The organism is Bifidobacterium sp. WCA-178-WT-4B (genome assembly GCF_009696495.1).
In the GTDB taxonomy this organism is placed as follows: Bacteria; Actinomycetota; Actinomycetes; order Actinomycetales; family Bifidobacteriaceae; genus Bifidobacterium; species Bifidobacterium infantis.
Map to the genome: position 1 here is coordinate 66,824 of NZ_VULV01000010.1, position 16,496 is coordinate 83,319.

The 16,496-nt window shown below is 61.5% G+C and carries 10 protein-coding genes and 1 pseudogene; 5 read left to right on the plus strand and 6 right to left on the minus strand.

Annotated elements, in window-relative coordinates; genetic code table 11:
* Nucleotides 1-84 precede the first annotated feature (84 nt).
* The 5 genes and pseudogenes from FYJ31_RS08190 to FYJ31_RS08210 all read left to right on the plus strand — a co-directional run bounded on the left by FYJ31_RS08190 (nucleotide 85) and on the right by FYJ31_RS08210 (nucleotide 6,938).
* A complete protein-coding gene (locus FYJ31_RS08190; RefSeq protein ID WP_065471400.1) occupies nucleotides 85-1,443 on the plus strand; it encodes an IS256 family transposase in 1,359 nt (452 codons plus the stop codon).
* A gap of 32 nt (nucleotides 1,444-1,475) precedes the next feature.
* Nucleotides 1,476-1,952 (plus strand): annotated as a pseudogene (locus FYJ31_RS08195) (transposase); the annotation flags it as partial.
* A 365-nt stretch (nucleotides 1,953-2,317) separates the two neighbouring features.
* The gene (locus FYJ31_RS08200) at nucleotides 2,318-4,138 is read left to right on the plus strand and encodes a glycoside hydrolase family 2 protein (protein WP_143724283.1); all 1,821 of its coding nucleotides are present in this window, start codon (nucleotides 2,318-2,320) and stop codon (nucleotides 4,136-4,138) included.
* Between the two features lie 73 nt (nucleotides 4,139-4,211).
* Nucleotides 4,212-5,657, plus strand: coding sequence for an MFS transporter (locus tag FYJ31_RS08205; protein WP_060620505.1), 1,446 nt, complete (start codon nucleotides 4,212-4,214; stop codon nucleotides 5,655-5,657).
* A 162-nt stretch (nucleotides 5,658-5,819) separates the two neighbouring features.
* A complete protein-coding gene (locus FYJ31_RS08210; protein WP_143724282.1) occupies nucleotides 5,820-6,938 on the plus strand; it encodes a LacI family DNA-binding transcriptional regulator in 1,119 nt (372 codons plus the stop codon).
* A gap of 232 nt (nucleotides 6,939-7,170) precedes the next feature.
* Here the strand turns inward: FYJ31_RS08210 and rho are convergent, their stop codons facing one another.
* From rho to gatB, 6 genes are all read right to left on the minus strand, one after another.
* Nucleotides 7,171-9,234, minus strand: coding sequence for a transcription termination factor Rho (gene rho, locus FYJ31_RS08215; protein WP_143724281.1), 2,064 nt, complete (start codon nucleotides 9,232-9,234; stop codon nucleotides 7,171-7,173).
* Between the two features lie 206 nt (nucleotides 9,235-9,440).
* Complete coding sequence (locus FYJ31_RS08220) at nucleotides 9,441-11,054, minus strand: NAD(P)/FAD-dependent oxidoreductase (RefSeq protein WP_065472737.1); 1,614 nt, start codon at nucleotides 11,052-11,054, stop codon at nucleotides 9,441-9,443.
* Between the two features lie 213 nt (nucleotides 11,055-11,267).
* Nucleotides 11,268-13,139 (minus strand): histidine-type phosphatase, encoded by a 1,872-nt coding sequence (locus FYJ31_RS08225; RefSeq protein ID WP_144099619.1) that lies wholly within the window; start codon nucleotides 13,137-13,139, stop codon nucleotides 11,268-11,270.
* 168 nt (nucleotides 13,140-13,307) lie between these two features.
* A complete protein-coding gene (locus tag FYJ31_RS08230; RefSeq protein ID WP_003828150.1) occupies nucleotides 13,308-13,622 on the minus strand; it encodes a DUF2469 domain-containing protein in 315 nt (104 codons plus the stop codon).
* A 10-nt stretch (nucleotides 13,623-13,632) separates the two neighbouring features.
* Nucleotides 13,633-14,697, minus strand: coding sequence for a GNAT family N-acetyltransferase (locus FYJ31_RS08235; RefSeq protein ID WP_195839481.1), 1,065 nt, complete (start codon nucleotides 14,695-14,697; stop codon nucleotides 13,633-13,635).
* A gap of 295 nt (nucleotides 14,698-14,992) precedes the next feature.
* Nucleotides 14,993-16,492, minus strand: coding sequence for an Asp-tRNA(Asn)/Glu-tRNA(Gln) amidotransferase subunit GatB (gatB, locus tag FYJ31_RS08240; protein ID WP_154536448.1), 1,500 nt, complete (start codon nucleotides 16,490-16,492; stop codon nucleotides 14,993-14,995).
* Nucleotides 16,493-16,496: the final 4 nt, after the last annotated feature.

Genomic DNA, 16,496 nt, shown 5'->3' on the forward strand with positions numbered 1-16,496 from the left:
CATTCTGAGAGGGTGTCTAATTGTTTGTGTATGGGATCATCTGATGGAAAGGAAACGATCATGGTGACCGAGGCAGTGAAGCCTATGGCCGGCGATGTGGCCGGGAACGACAATGGTGCCGTGACGGATTCGCGGTCCTTGGTGGACTCGCTGGTCGCGTCGGGAGCGCTGGACCCCCTGTTCGAACGGATAGACGGCGGGCAGATCGAGCTCACCGGCGACGGCGGACTGCCGGGCGAGCTCACGAGGGCCGCCCTGGAACGCGGCCTGCAGACGGAGATGACGTCGCACCTGGGCTACGCGCCCGGCGACAGGGAGTCGAAGGCGGGCGGCGGGCATGCGAACTCGCGCAACGGCTCGTATCCCAAGACGCCGTCCACGCCGGTGGGAGAGGCGGCCGTGCAGGTTCCCCGCGACAGGGACGGCTCGTTCACCCCGAGGTTGGCGCCCAAGCATTCCAGGAGGCTGGGCGGACTGGACGAGATGATCATATCCCTGTACGCGGGCGGCATGACGGTGCGCGACATCCAGCACCACCTCGCCAAGACGATCGGCACGGACCTGAGCCCCGAGACGATATCCAACATCACCGACGCGGTGAGCGACGCCGTGCTCGAATGGCAGGAGCGGCCGCTGGACGAGTCCTATCCGGTCGTGTACCTGGACGCCGTCAGGGTCAAGGTGCGCGACAACGGCAGAGTGCTGCCCAAGGCGGCGCACATCGCCATCGGCGTCGACATGGACGGGTTCAAGCATGTGCCTGGCATATGGGTCCAGGACAACGAGGGCGCCTCCTTCCGGGCGCACGTGTGCGCCGAGATGGCCAACCGGGGCATGGCCGACGCGCTGATCGTGTGCTGCGACGGGCTCAAGGGCCTGCCCGAGGCCGTGGAGGCCACGTGGCCCAAGGCGATCGCGCGGACCTGCGTGGCGCACCCGATACGCGCGGCCAACAGGTTCGTCGCCGACCACGACAGGAAGAGGGTGTGCGCGGCGCTCAGGAGCGTGTACCGCGCGCCCAACGGGCAGGCCGCGGAAAAGGCGCTCGGCGAGTTCGCGGAAAGCGAGCTCGGCCGGAGATACCCGTCGGTGGCCGCCACGTGGAAACGCTCGTGGGACCGGTTCGTCCCGTTCCCGCGGTTCCCGCCCATGCTCCGCCGGGTGGCGTACACCACCAACAGCATCGAATCGCCCGACTACCAGCTGCGCAAGGTCAGCCGCAACCGCGGCCAGTTCCCCAACGATCAGGCCGTGGTCAAGCTGTTCTGGCTGGCGATCTGCGACATCGAGGACAAACGCAGCCTCAAACGAGCCAAAGACGGCAACAAAACCAGACGCAAAAGCGAGGGAAGGCTCATCGAGGGGAGGATCACGACCAACCGGAAACAGGCCCTCGCCCAACTCGCGGCCGCATACCCCGAACGAATGGAACCCTATCTATAAAACACACCCCAAACACAAACAACTTGACAAGCTCCGTCGACAGGGTCAGAAAGGCCGAGGGCGGGCACAACGCGCTGCTCAAACGCACGAAATACCTGTGGCCCGGGAACGAGTCCAGCCTGACCGAACTCCAATTGGAGACCAAGCGCGGCCTGCAAAAACAGCGGCTCAAGACCGCCCGGGCCTGCCGGATGCGCGAGACCCTGCAGGACATCTACGCCGACAGCGCCAGCCGCGCGGAGGCCGAGGCCGGGTTCAGGGCCCTGTGCTCGTGGATGATGCATTCACGGCTGGAGCCCATGAAGGCCCTGGCCCGACAGCTGCGCCGCCATTGGGACTACATCCTGGCCTATTTCGACCACCGGCGCACCAACGCGGTCCTCGAGGGCCTGAACAGCGTCATCCGGCACGTCAAGACCCGTGCCCGGGGCTTCCGCAACATGGAGTACTTCTCCACGATGATCTACCTGACCTGCGGCAGACTCGACCTACGAACCGTCACCACCTGACCGGCTCCCACCCACACCAAACAGCGAAAGGCCTTTTTCTTTTCGTGCGGCCTGTTTATCTTGGTTCGTTCTTCTGTTGTGGCTTCAGCTTACGTCAGCCAAGACGGTCATACCTTGCCGCATTCATCGATTTTTTGATAAATCCATCGGCTATAGGGTTAAATATGCTACCGCTGACACATTTCAGCATAAATGGGAACAAATTCCAACAATAACGGCGTCCCGCACTTGACAGCAATTCTGAAACGTTACAGAATAGAAGCGTCAACAAGGAAGTGACTGCGACAAAGTAGTGCGATAACAGTACTTTCAATCACAAAGACAACGACATTGTTTTTGTGAAACGATACAGAGAAAGGAAAGCAATGGAGCGAATCCAATACCCCGACCCCCAATGCGTCCGACGCAACTGGGTCGATCTCAACGGCACCTGGGACTTCGCGATCCCCGGCGCACCGGCCGGGACCAAGAACGGCAACCAAGGCAACAACGCGATGGAGTCCACACCCGAGACCCTCCAAGCCGCGGCCTCGATGGCCTTCCCCGAATTCGACCGCACCATCGAGGTGCCCTACAGCTACACCTTCCCCAAGTCCGGCGTGAACGAACCGCAGTATCACCCCGTCGTGTGGTACCGCCGCTCCTTCGACCTCGACATGCGCCCGGGCAAACGATACCTGCTCAACTTCGAGGCCGTCGACTATGCCTGCGACGTGTGGCTCAACGGCCGACACGTCGGCTCGCACCAAGGCGGACACACGCCCTTCCGCTTCGATGTGACGCCTTACGCGGCCAAGGAAAACGAACTGGTCGTCAAGGTCGTCGATTTCAACCGCACCGACCAACCGCTCGGCAAGCAGGCATGGAAGGACGGCAACTTCGCCTGCTGGTACACGCGCACCATCGGCATCTGGCAGAGCGTGTGGCTCGAAGAGACCGGCGACGTGCATCTGACCGACTTCACGATGACCCCGCACGCCAACCAAGCGCGCCTCGACGTGGATGCCTCGCTCAATGTCAACGTCGACGCGGAGCTCGACTACAACGTGACCTTCGAAGGCAAGCCGGTCACGCACGGCACCGTCTCCTTCACCAACGCGCGCGCCCGGTTCTCCGTCGAGATCCGCAACTACGACCCGTCCCCCGAACCGCATCCATGGACGCCCTCGACGCCGGACCTCTACGACATCGACTTCACCGTGCGCTCCGGCGGCGAGACCACCGACGAGGTGTCCAGCTACTTCGGTCTGCGTGATGTAACCAGCGACGGGAAGATGATCTTCCTCAACGACCAGAAGTACTACATGAAGCTGCTGCTCAACCAGGGCTATTACCCGGGCGGAGGATTGACGGGCACCGCCGACGAGTTCCGCGCCGACATCGAGAAGATGAAGGCCATGGGCTTCAACGGCAACCGCATCCATCAGAAGCTCGAGTCCAACCGCATGCTCTACCTGTGCGACAAGCTCGGTTTCATCGTCTGGGCCGAGATGCCCAGCGCCTACGAATTCGGCCCGGAGCTCATCGCCAATGTGGAGCGCGAGCTGCCCGCCTACCTGCGCAAGCACGTCAACCACCCCTCGGTGTTCGCCTATGTGCTGATGAACGAGTCGTGGGGCGTCTTCGACATCGCCCACAGCGAGCAGGAGCGCACCTTCGTCAACTCGCTCTATTATCAGGCGAAGGCCTTCGATCCCTCGCGCCTGGTCATCGGCAACGATGGCTACGAGCAGACGCGCACCGACATCGCCACGATCCACGACTACAACGCCGATGCCGACGAACTGCTGGAGACCTATCAGGGCCGTCGCGACGAAGTGTTGGCTGGAGCACCCTCCCCGATGGGCGGCCGCCGCGTGTTCTGCCAGGGGTACGAACAGCAGCGCGTGCCGGTGATGGTCACCGAATACGGCGGCGTGGCCTATGAGCCGGGCGGTCACACCGAGGATTCGTGGGGCTACGGTGAGCGTATCACCGACCCCGACAAGGTCGTTGATCAGATCGCGGCCCTGACGCGGGCCGTGATGGACATCGACTATTGCGTTGGCTTCTGCTACACGCAGACCTCCGACGTGGAACAGGAGGTCAACGGCCTGCTCGACCACGACCACGAATACAAATTCGACCCCAAGCGCATACGAGAGGTGTTGCTGAGCAAGCACACCTACGGCTACGTGCAGGTGTGAGAACGAGCGCCGACATGGGTGCGGATATGGCCACCCTTCACAATCGAACCAATAAATAGAGAAAGGGAACAATATGACATCGGCAACGGCAGCCGCACCGGTCAAATCCAGCAATGCGGACAAAGTGAGCCTCAAGGAATACGTGGCGTATTTCTGCTACGGATTCGGACAGTGCTTCAGCTACGGCATCATCGGCAGCTTCATCCTGATCTACTACACGGATGTGGTCGGCATCTCCTCGGTGGTCGCCAGCGCGATCTTCCTGGTCGCCCGCCTGTGGGACGCCGTCTTCGACCCGCTGGTCTCCGGGTTCATGGACTCCCGCAAGCCCAGCAAGCAAGGCAAGTTCCGCAAGTGGATGAAGATCGCCCCGATCTTCGTGGTCGTCGCGACGATCGCCTGCTTCATCGACCCGGACATCCCGGTTGCCGGCAAGATCGTCTTCTGCGGCGCCACCTACATCCTGTGGGGCACCTGCTACGCCTTCTCCGACATCCCGTTCTGGTCGCTGTCCACCGTGATGTCGCATGACCGCCAGACCCGCACCGACCTAGTGACCGTCGCCAACATCGGCGTGTCCGCCGGCATCGCCATGGCCGGCATCATCATGCCGGTGATGCTCGCGCAGTTCAAGCAGAACAACACTCCGTCGATGAGCTATCTGATCTCCGTGTCGATCCTCATGATCGCGGGCTTCGTGATCATGGAGTTCGGCTACCTGTTCACCAAGGAGCGCATCGCCGCCTCCGACAAGGCGGAGAAGCTCTCCTACAAGCAGGTGTTCGAGGCCGTCAAGGCGAACAAGTACATGATGATGATCCTGGTGATCTTCTTCCTGAAGTTCTTCATGGAAATGGTCAACAACATGATGATCTACTTCTTCACCTACAACATGTCGAACGCCGGGCTGATGAGTGGCTTCGGCCTGATCGGCACCTTCAGCGCGCTGACCTTCCTGCTCATCCCGGTGCTGACCCGCCGCTACAAGAAGGTGAACCTCGTCCGCGTGCTGCTCATCGCCGAGATCGCCTTCCGCGTGGTCTTCTACTTCGTCGGATACTCGAACACGACATTGACCTTCGTGTTCATCGGCATCACCTGGTGCATGTACTCGATGAGCAACCCGATCCTGTCCGCCATGCTGGCCGAGACCATCGAATACAGCCAGGTCAAGACCGGGCACCGTGCGGAGGCCGTGGTCTTCGGCGGCCAGACCTTCTCCAGCAAGCTGGCCATCGCCCTCGCCGGCGCCACGACCGGTCTGACGCTCACTTTCCTCGGCTATCAGCCGAACGTCGCGCAGACGTCGGGCACGCTGAACGGCCTGTTCATCGTGATCTCGATCCTGCCGGCGCTGGGCGCGCTGCTCAAGCTGCTGATTCTGACGAAGTACGACTACACCGAGACCGAGTTCAAGGAATACCAGCGCATCCTGGTCGAACGCGGCGCGGAGGGATACCAGACCGCACCCGCCGATCTGGTGTCCGAGACCGCCGCGTCTGGCTCGGCGACAAAGTAAGGATATCCGCTCCACACAATGACTGAGAGGGCTCCGTGTCCGATGCGTTCCGGCATCGGACACGGAGCCCTTCGACGTTTCGGGAGAACGGGACGGCCGTCGTTATGATGGGAGGAAACGCACCGCCGGACGGTGGGCGCCCACCCGAGAAAAGAGCCACCTGTGAGTGAAAGAACGACATCGGCCGTCGCCGACAAACCCACCCCCACCATGCGCGACGTCGCGCAGCTCGCCGGGGTGTCGGTGACCTCGGTGTCCAACTATCTTTCCGATTACCCGTATATGAAGCAGACTACCCGCGAACGCATCCGGCAGGCCATCGAGATGCTGGGATATGTAACCGACGAACGGGCACGCAGCCTGCGCTCAGGGAGAACCGGGCTGATATCCCTGGCCATTCCCAGTCTCACCCAGATATATTTCGCCGAGCTCGCCGAACGCGTGATTGCCGCGGCACGGCGACGCGGATACGGCGTAACCGTGGAATCCACGGCCTTCAGTCGGCGACATGAGTTGGAAAGCGTCGCCGCCATGGCGCGCAAGATGAGTGACGGGTTGATTCTGAGCCCCCTGCTCATGGAACGCCGCGACATCGCCCGCCTGGCCGGCGACTATCCGCTCGTCGTGCTCGGCGAGTGCCTGTTTGACGTGCCCGCGCCCCATATCCTCGTGCATAACATCGACGCGGTCAAGGCGCTGACCCAGCATCTGCTCGACGCGGGTTGCCGGCGCATCGCGCTGATCGGCGGCGCGCTCGACCGACGACGGACCTCAACCGAAACGCTGCGTACGCAGGGATATCTCGAAGCATTGGCACAGGCCGGCGTGCCAGTGGATGCCAAGCTCATCAGGCCCATCCCCGCCTGGGAGACCGACGAGGAGGCCAAGGACGATGCCAGCGGCGGCGCAGGCTATGTGGGACGGGGCATCGCCACCAGACGCAGCGGTTCGGAAATCGTGCGTCGCATGTTCGAGGAAGGCATCAAGGCCGACGCCCTTCTGTGCTACAACGACCTGCTCGCCTTCGGTGCGTTGCGACAACTGCGCGAGATGGGCGTGCGCATCCCGGACGACCTGCGCGTGGTCAGCATGGACAACCTCGAGGAGGCGCAATACACGATTCCCTCGCTGACCTCCGTCGAGCTTGGCAAGGAGCAGATCGCGCAATGCGCGGTCGACGCCATTCTGGAGCAAGTGGCCGGCGGCGGGCGCGGCGCAGCCGAGCAGCGTTACGTCGATTTCTCGATCCACTACCGGGAGAGCTCGCCGGCGGTGGCGTGATCGACGCACCGGAAACGCCGATGGGGCCCGCGGAATAATCTCCGCGGTCCCCATCATCGCATCATTATCGGTAAGGCATCGGACTTCCGAGCGGCAACCTCAGTTGCCGTTCACGGCTCCACCAGCAAGAACGGACCACGCTACGCGCGGACTCGATCCAACCTTCGTTCGGCTGCCGCCTCACTCAGGCGTCGCCGTCGGCAAGCCCACCGGGTTTGCCTGAACGGCAACCTCAGTTGCCGTTCACGGCTCCGCTCTGCTGCTGCACGATGGCAGCCAGGAAATCGCGGTTGGTGGCGGTCTTCTTGAGGCGCGGCACCAGCGTCTGGTAGGCCTGCTCGGGCTCCATGCCGCCCAGCAGACGACGCAGACGGTAGATGACCGGCAGTTCCTGCGGGTTGGTGATGAGCTCCTCGCGGCGGGTGCCGGAAGCGTTGATGTCGATGGCCGGGAACAGTCGCTTGTCCGCCAGCTCGCGGGACAGGCGCAGTTCCATGTTGCCGGTGCCCTTGAACTCCTCGAAAATCACCTCGTCCATCTTGGAGCCGGTTTCCACCAGCGCGGAGGAGATGATGGTCAGGGAACCGCCGTTCTCGATGTTGCGGGCGGCGCCGAAGAACTTCTTCGGCGGGTAGAGGGCCTGCGCGTCCACACCACCGGACAGGATGCGGCCGGAGGCAGGGGCTGCGATGTTGTAGGCGCGAGCCAGTCGGGTCATGGAATCGAGCAGTACGACCACGTCCTGGCCGAGCTCCACAAGACGCTTGGCGCGTTCGATGGCCAGTTCGGCAACCGTGGTGTGATCGGAGGCCGGACGGTCGAAGGTGGAGGAAATGACCTCGCCCTGGACCGTGCGCTCCATATCGGTGACCTCTTCGGGACGTTCGTCCACGAGCACCACCATAAGGTGGACCTCGGGGTTGTTGGCGGCGATGGAGTTGGCGATGTTCTGCAGGGTGATGGTCTTACCGGCCTTCGGCGGGGAGACAATCAGACCACGCTGGCCCTTGCCGATCGGGGAAACGATGTCCATGATACGGCCGGTGAGCTTGTTCGGGGCGGTCTCCTGCTTCAAACGCTCCTGCGGGTACAGCGGCGTGAGCTTGGAGAACTGCGGACGGTTGAGCGCTTCTTCAACGCTTTGGCCGTTGATGGAATCGATGGCCTGCAGCGGCACGAACTTCTGGCGCTGGTTGCGACGGTCGCCTTCGCGCGGGGCGCGAATCGAACCATGGACTGCATCGCCCTTGCGCAGGCCGTACTTCTTGACCTGGCCCATGGAAACGTACACGTCGTTCGGGCCTGGCAGGTAGCCGGAAGTGCGCACAAAAGCGTAGGAGTCGAGCACGTCGACGATACCGGCCACCGGCACCAGATCCTCCTGCGGCTCTTCGCGGCGGCTATCACGGTCATTGCGATCGCTACGATTATCGCGATCATCATAGCGACGATCATCATCGGCGTTGTCGCGATCACGGCCACGCATGCGGCGGTTACGGCGATCGTTGCGATCATTACGGTTATCGCGATCGTTACGATCGCTACGGTCGCGGCGGTTACGACGCACAAACTCGTGATCGTCGTTTTGCTCGCCGTCTTCGGACGTTTCCTCGTGCTTCTGCGTGGGCAGCGTGGCCAGGATATCGTCGAGGTCACGCACGGTTTCTTCGCTGTTTTCCGCAGTGCGACGGCGGCGGCGAGGCTGCTCGTCCTCATCATCACGGACTCGGCGAATCAGAGGAACTTCCACGTCCTCATGGCGCTCGCGGCGACGCTCGGTAGGCGCTGCATCTCCCAAATCGAGCGTGGCCAGCAGATCGCCGGCCTCATCGGCCTTCTTGCGCGGCTTGCGGCGAGCGAAATCGGACTGGTCGTCATCGCGACGACGACGGGCCGCACGCGGTTCGAATGCGGCATCATCGGCGGCCTTATGACGGGTGCGTCGCGGTTCGGTCTCGTCCTTCTTGGCATCGTCGGCCACGGGAAGCGGCAAATCGAGCTGCGGTTCCGTGGCAGCCGGAGCTGGAGCCAGCGACTGGGTGGCCGCGTCAGCATTGTCTGTGGTGCTGGCCTCAGCGGCATCGGGCTGCGGAGCCTTGACGACCTTGGCGGTTTTGGCGGCCTTGGGGGCGCGCACGGTCACACCGGCCGGCGGCTCTCCACCATTGCGCGCCGCCTGCAGGGTGGCGCGCAGCTCGGGCTTGCGCATGGTTGACGTGCCGCGCAGGCCCATCTGTTTAGCGAGCTCTTTGAGCTCAGGCAGCTTCATATCCTCAAGATTCTGGCTATTTGCCACTGGTTGCCCTTTCCATACCGAACAGGCCCATGCCTATCCAGGCGTTAAGAGTGATTATTGCGGTCGCACCGCTCATGAATGTTCGCTGCGTCTCTGAGTCTTCGCGAACTTCGTTTACTGTACAACGCCAACTCGACCAACGCAAAACGGCCCGCCGAAAACCAAAAAAAACTCCCTCTGTGACGAGGGAGCTCAACAAGGTTTACTCACTTTTTTTCGTGGTAGGACTTTTCGGTGTTGACGGACCACACGTTCTTCTTGGACGTCTTGCCGGTCTTGATGTTGCCGACGGCCTCCATGGCGGTGGCCATGGAGTGGTCCATGTTGTTGTAGCGGTGCTGGCCGTTACGGCCCACGCAGTACAGGTTGCCGAAGCCGTCGAGGTACTCGATGAGCTCGTTCATGTGCTCATAGGTGTCGAAGTAGGCGGGGTACGCCTTCCTGACGCGCTCACGATGGGAGTCGATGACCTCGTCCGGACCGTTGATCACACGCATGCGGGTGAGCTCGGAGATCGCGAACTTGGTGACGTCCTCCTCGCTCATGTTCCAGAACGAGTCGCCCTCCTCGCAGAAGTACTCGAGGCCGACCCACACGGTGTCGTCCACGTCCTTGACCAGATACGGGCTCCAGTTGTTGAAGATCTGCAGACGGCCGACCTTGTAGCCCGGGTCCTGCACGTAGATCCAGCAGTCCGGCACGATCGGCGGATTGCCGAGGGTGGGGATGTTGGTGGTGTTCTTGAGCTTCAGGTGCTTGACCAGCAGGCCCACGGTCACGAAGTCGCGGTACGGCAGGCCGTTGGCCACCTCGGTCATATCGGCCGGGGCGGGCTTGGAATCAGCGGCCTCGGGATCGTCGCCGGCCGCGTCGATGGCGTTGACCAGGTCCTTGACCGGCATCGAGGAGATGAACTGGTCGCCGGAAAGCTCGGTGCGGTTGCCTTCGGAATCCTCGTACACCACGGAAGACACGGCACCATCGGTCTGGCGGACCTCGACCACCCTGGCGTCGGTCAGCACCTTGACGCCGGCGGCCTCGCAATTGGACTCGACGGTCTCCCACAGCTGGCCGGGACCGTACTTCGGATACCAGAACTCCTCGATCAGCGAGGTCTCGACCTCCGCGTTGGAGCGCTTCCTAGGGCTAAGCTTCTGGAAGGCGTTCTTGAGCACGCCCATGATGGACAGGCCCTTGACGCGCTGGGCACCCCAGTCGGCGGAGATCTGGGAGGGGTGGCGGCCCCACAGCTTCTCCGTGTAGCCCTCGAAGAACATCGAATACAGCTTGCGGCCGAAACGGTTGATGTAGAAGTTCTCCAGGTTGTCTTCCGGCAGCTTGTGGAACATGGACTTCAGGTAGCTGAAACCGGCCACCATGGTGAGCTTGAAGCCCATGGCCTTCAACGTGTTGGGGCTCAGCGAAATCGGGTAATCGAAGAAGTGGCGGTTCCAGAAGATACGGGACACGCGGTGGCGCTTGAGCATCACCTTGTCCTCCGTCTCCGGATCAGGGCCTCCCGGCTCCATGTCGTGGTCGCGGCCGAGCTTCTTGTCATCATAGGAGGGTGCGCCCTGCAACGGCAGAACGGTCTTCCACCAATCCATGATGCGTTCGTCTTTGGAGAAGAAACGGTGGCCGCCGATATCCATACGGTTGCCGTTGTGCTTCACGGTGCGCGAGATACCGCCGAATTCGCGGGTCGCTTCCAGCACGGTCACGTCATAGTTTTCCGCGCCGCCGTCCTTGACGAGTTCCCATGCGGCGGTCAGTCCAGCCGGACCGCCGCCGATAATCACCACGGATTGCTTTTGCGTCACTTTGAGGTCTCCTTATAAAACAAGATCTCAAGCAGTCTACCCGAAGGTAGGGAAGACGATGCTTGCAATCGTGCATGGTCCCGGCGTGCGGCTTTGTCGCGCGAAGGTTCGACCCGTGCCCTACATGCGGCTTTCATTCGCGCCGAATAGGCGGCGCCGTCCTTCACTTCATGTGGAAGACGGCGCCGGATGATTATGAGCGGACAGTCGGCATCAGCGACGCATACGCCACACATTCAGCGAGACGCCGATCAGCATCAATCCGACCGTCAGCACGACAAACACCGTGACCGAACTTCCGGTACGTGCCAGCGACGCCGGACGGGCATTCGTGGTGGATGATGTCTGACCGGCACCGGTTCCCTTGCCGGCGCCATGCGTCGCCGCATCGGGATCGGTCGCGGGCTTGCCGGATGGCTGCGGCGACGGGGTCGCATCGGCCTGTTCCGCGATGCGGGCATCCTGACCGAGCGTCTTATGATCGGCGGCCAGACAGCTTTTCAGTTCGGTCAGCTTGTACCATGTCGAACCATCGGCGACCGGCGTGCATTCGGAACGGAACGGAACCTCGTTTTCGTTGTACAACATGCGCACGATGGGCGTGTACCGTTGTTCGGTGGCGGGGTCCTCACCCTTCCTGGCGTACACATCCCATTGCACATTCGCGGCCATCGGCGTCACCGATTCGCCACGCCACTCATTGTTGCCGTAAGTGTACACGTCCGTGGTGGAGGCCGGTGCCTGCTGCGTGGAGCCCGGCAATCCCAGCAATGCGGCAAACGGCATCATGGTTTCCGCATGGGCGAACCGGAACGTCGCCACAGTGGATCCTCCACTCACCCGCGCATCAATGGTATTGAGGAAATCATCCAACAGAGGCTGCGCGATGGAATAGGTCTCGTTCTGACCGGCGTAGCTCGGCCCCTTCTCATAAAAGTCCTCGGCATCAAGCGCCCATGCGAACAGTCTGGCATCATCCGCATATGCTCCCTGGAAATACTGGCCGAAGGCGAAGGTGTGGTCACCGGTGTTCTCATTGTGCATGTCGGCGGCGATGATGTACAGGTTGTACAAATTCATCGCGGCGTCATACTCACTCTTGATCTTCTTGGAGACTTCGCCGCATGCGTCGGGATCTTTGGACGCATCGGCACCTGGCGCGCAGTTCTTGCCGCCTTTCTTGGTGCCGTCCGTGGTGTTGTACCACTTATATTCGCCATTCTCGAGTTTGGCGAGGAATTCTTCGGTGAAAATCTGGGACAACAGGTCATGTGAGGCCCGTTTGACGTCGACGTTGTCACCTATGGTCTTCTCAGCACCGGCGATGGTCGCATCATTGGCAACGAAATTCTGGTAGTTGTTCGCGATGTCGTATGCCTTGGTACCCGTCACCTTGCTTGTGCCATCGGGATTCTGCACCTTGTGGAAGTACAGGGTGTCGGGATTCTTCTGGAAATCCTTGCCATTGCCGGAATCGGCGGGATTCGTCGGCGCGCTGACATTGCCGATGAGCCTGCCTCCCGAAGCCTCGTTGAAACCTTTCTCGAAGTTCTCGCCGGACTCAGTGGCACGCGCTTCGCCGGAGGACTGGTAGGCAATCGTCCCGCCCTCCACTGCGACCTGATCGAACAGCGACCGATTACGCTGGTACGCACGTTCTCCGATACCGTAATGCTGCTGTGCGCCCTGACCGGTCAGCATGCCATAGCCGTTCTCGACATTGGCCGCGGTGATGCCGCTCAGGTTTTTCACGAACTCGGCTTTGATGGCCTCCGACTTGAACCCGCCATCCCGAGCGGCGGTCTCGGCCATCCTCATCAGCAACGCATCGTACTTGTAGCTGGACAGGCCACGTGATCCGTGACGGGCCATGCTTTCGGTATAAATCGGTCCGTATCCTTTCGGAGCCTTGCTATAGGACGACGCGGTCGCGTCATTCGGGGCCACATACGGCTGTTTGCTGCTGTAGTACCGGCCGTCGGCCTCCAGAGCCTGAGCCGGCCGGATTGTTCCCGGCAACAACATGGCAGACGCGGCGAGGCATGCGACGGAACCGACTATCCTCTTCATCACTCGTGTTGACATCGATTATTCACTCTCATCTCATCAACGAAAAAAGACGGGCCCGTGACCCGAGCGCGCCATGAGTATGGTATGAGCATGAATCGAACACGACACACGTATCAAGTGACGTCCCGGCAAACCGTGGTCGCATAATCGGTGAATAGGCGACTGCCGTGACGCGGCACCGGCTCAGTGGATGTCGTCGGGGATGTCGATATCGGTTTTCTGGACTTCCTCGACGTTCACGTCCTTGAACGTCACGATGCGCACGGACTTGACGAAACGGCTGGAACGGTAGACATCCCATACCCATGCGTCAGTCAGCTGCACATCGAAATACACGTCCTGGCCAGCGGAACGCACGTTGAAATCGACCTTATTCGCCAAGTAGAAGCGACGCTCAGTCTCCACCACATAGGTGAACAGCTTGATGACGTCACGGTATTCCCTATACAGCGCGAGTTCGGCGTCGGTTTCGTAATTGTCGAGATCCTCGGCACTCATGCTTGTTTACTCACTCACTTTCCGTATCGCGTTTGCGGCCGCGGCCCAGCGTACGCCACCATGCTTCCTTTGAGGGCTTGCGTTCTGCCTGATCGTACGGCCAGTTGCTTTCCTCTTCGAGACTGTGGCGCGCGTTCTTCTGCGTATCGTCGTGGTGCCCGGCCTGTGGCTCGACTGGCTGTGCGGCCGCCGGCGTCTGGGCCTGAGACTGCACGTCACTCGTCGTGACGGCGGCTGCGTCACCACGCTGTGCCGGCTCGGGTTCCGGCTTGTTCTGCTGGATGGCGATGGAATGCTCGCGCGCGGACAACGCCTCCTTGACACCCGGATTGTCCTCAATCAAGTGCATGCCAAAAGCGTCAAGCGAACGAATCGGATCGTACTCGTCGACCAACGTGTCCATGACGATAAGGTCCTGATATTTGTTGTTTTCGACATCCCACAACGCGTCGCGCGAGGTGCCGGACGGCACGAATCCAAGCGACTGGTAGACCGAAATCGAACGGCTGTTCTTTTCCGGCACGCTCACCCAGATGCGGTGCATGCCCAGGCCGGCCGGTTCGGGCGCAAAGCCGTAAGTCATCACACGCGGCATGGCGTCACGGGAGTAGCCGCGGCCACGGTATTCACGGCCCAAGATGATCTGGATGCGGGCGGACTTGGACCAGCCGTCGATGTCGATAAGGAAAATCATGCCGATGACGTTATCGGTGCTGGCCGCATCGAGCTGACCGTCATCGTCATGGTCGGCGTCAGTCAATACAGCCCATGCGATGGTGCGGCGAGATTCCGGGTCGCCCACGCCGGATTCGGCGGGCGCCTGACCGGCTTCCCAGGCTTGGGAGCGGCGGACCCACGTGTGTACAATGGCGCGTTCGGTGACCGCATCCTTGCCGGTGATCTTGGATGCGCCATAGAAGGCATCTAGTTCATCCAAACGAGGCAGGTCCTCGGCGGTGGCGGGGCGCAGGTGCACCATTTCGCCACGAATTGGCGGAATGACGATGCTCTGTGGCAGATCGCGCTTCAGTTGCACTTCGGTAGCCATGCTCAGCGTCTCGTTGGTTGTGGTCATCGGTATACATCCCCCGGTTCGGCTTGTTTCGGCTCACGGTCCAGTGCCGAGCATATCTTACTCGACTGGGTGAACGCTGGAAATGCTCTGAGTCGACTTTCTTACAGAATCAATAAAGGCTCCCGCTGGCAGGAGCTGTCTAACGAATTTGAACTGGAGGATTTCCCTACAAATAAGTGCTCCCACTGGCGGGAGCTGTCCGCGAAGCGGACTGAGGGTGGTCATCCGACCATGGCGACTACCCTCAGTCTTACTCCGTTCGACAGCTCCCGCCAGCGGGAGCCAGTGAATCGAATCAGCCCTTGATCTTGCCCATGACGACCTTGGTGACGGCCTTGGCATCGGCCTGACCGCGCGTGGCCTTCATCACGGCACCGATGATCACGCCCATCGGTTTCATGTTGCCGCTCTTGAGCTTCTCGACGACATCCGGGTTGGCTTCGAACGCCGCGTCGACGGCCGCCTCGATGGCACCGTTGTCTTCGACGATCTTGTAGTCGTGCTTCTTGACGACCTCATCCGGGGTGCCTTCGCCCTTGAGCACGCCTTCGACGGTCTGCTTGGCGAGCTTGTCGTTGAGCTTGCCGGAGGCGATGAGCTTCTCGACTTCGGCCACGTCGGCCGGGGTGATCGGCAGCTCTTCGAGGGACACACCCTTGGCGTTGGCTTCGCGGGAAAGCTCGCCCAGCCACCACTTGCGCGCACCGGCCGCCTTGGCACCGACCTTGACGGTTTCCTCAATCAGGTCGAGGGCGTCGGCGTTGAGGATGTCGCGCATCTGCAGATCACTCAGGCCCCACTCGGACTTGAGGCGGTTGCGGCGCTCGCGCGGCATTTCCGGCATCTGGGCCTTCATCTCCTCGATGTGCTCCTTGGTGATGTGGAGCATGACGAGGTCGGGGTCCGGGAAGTAGCGGTAGTCGTCGGCATCGGACTTCAGACGGCCGCCAGCGGTGGTCTGCGTAGCCTCATCCCAGTGGCGGGTCTCCTGCAGAATCTCCTTGCCGTCGTCCAGACGAGCGGCCTGACGGCGAATCTCGTACTGGATGGTCTTCTCGATGCCGCGGAACGAGTTCACGTTCTTGGTCTCGGAACGGGTGCCGTAGGGGGCATCCGGGCTTGGACGCAGCGAGACGTTCACGTCGGCGCGCATGTTGCCCTGCTCCATACGAGCGTGGGAGATGTTCAGCGCACGCACGATGTCGCGGATGGCGCGCACATAGGCACCGGCGATTTCGGGAGCACGGTCGCCCGCACCCTCGATCGGCTTGGTGACGATCTCGATCAGCGGCACACCGGCGCGGTTGTAGTCGACCAGCGAGTGGTCGGCGCCTTCGATACGGCCGTCGGCACCACCCACGTGGGTGTTCTTGCCGGCGTCGTCTTCGATGTGGGCGCGCTCGATCGGCACACGGAACACAGTGCCGTCTTCCAGCTCGACGTCCAGGTAGCCATTGCCGTTGGTGGGCTTGTCGTACTGCGAGATCTGATAGTCGCGCGGCATGTCCGGGTAGAAGTAGTTCTTGCGGGCGAACTGGCTCCACTCGGCGATTTCGCAGTGCAGGGCGAGACCCAGTTTGATGGCGTAATCGACCGCGGTCTTGTTGATCACCGGCAGACTGCCCGGCAGGCCGAGGCTCACCGGAGTCAGTTCGGTGTTCGGCTCGCCGCCGAACTCGATGTGGGCCGGGCAGAACAGCTTGGTGTTCGTGGACAGCTCCACGTGGGTTTCCAGACCGAAGACCACATCGTACTTCTTGGTGGCATCGGCGTACTTCATCAGTTTTTCAGCCATGATG

What these genes read in the sequence shown, in the direction of transcription:
- FYJ31_RS08190 (WP_065471400.1), top strand. Translation starts at nt 85, where the DNA reads ATGGCCGGCGATGTGGCCGGGAACGACAATGGTGCCGTGACGGATTCG.
- FYJ31_RS08200 (WP_143724283.1), top strand. Translation starts at nt 2,318, where the DNA reads ATGGAGCGAATCCAATACCCCGACCCCCAATGCGTCCGACGCAACTGG.
- FYJ31_RS08205 (WP_060620505.1), top strand. Translation starts at nt 4,212, where the DNA reads ATGACATCGGCAACGGCAGCCGCACCGGTCAAATCCAGCAATGCGGAC.
- FYJ31_RS08225 (WP_144099619.1), bottom strand. Translation starts at nt 13,139, where the DNA reads ATGTCAACACGAGTGATGAAGAGGATAGTCGGTTCCGTCGCATGCCTC.
- FYJ31_RS08230 (WP_003828150.1), bottom strand. Translation starts at nt 13,622, where the DNA reads ATGAGTGCCGAGGATCTCGACAATTACGAAACCGACGCCGAACTCGCG.
- FYJ31_RS08235 (WP_195839481.1), bottom strand. Translation starts at nt 14,697, where the DNA reads ATGACCACAACCAACGAGACGCTGAGCATGGCTACCGAAGTGCAACTG.
- gatB (WP_154536448.1), bottom strand. Translation starts at nt 16,492, where the DNA reads ATGGCTGAAAAACTGATGAAGTACGCCGATGCCACCAAGAAGTACGAT.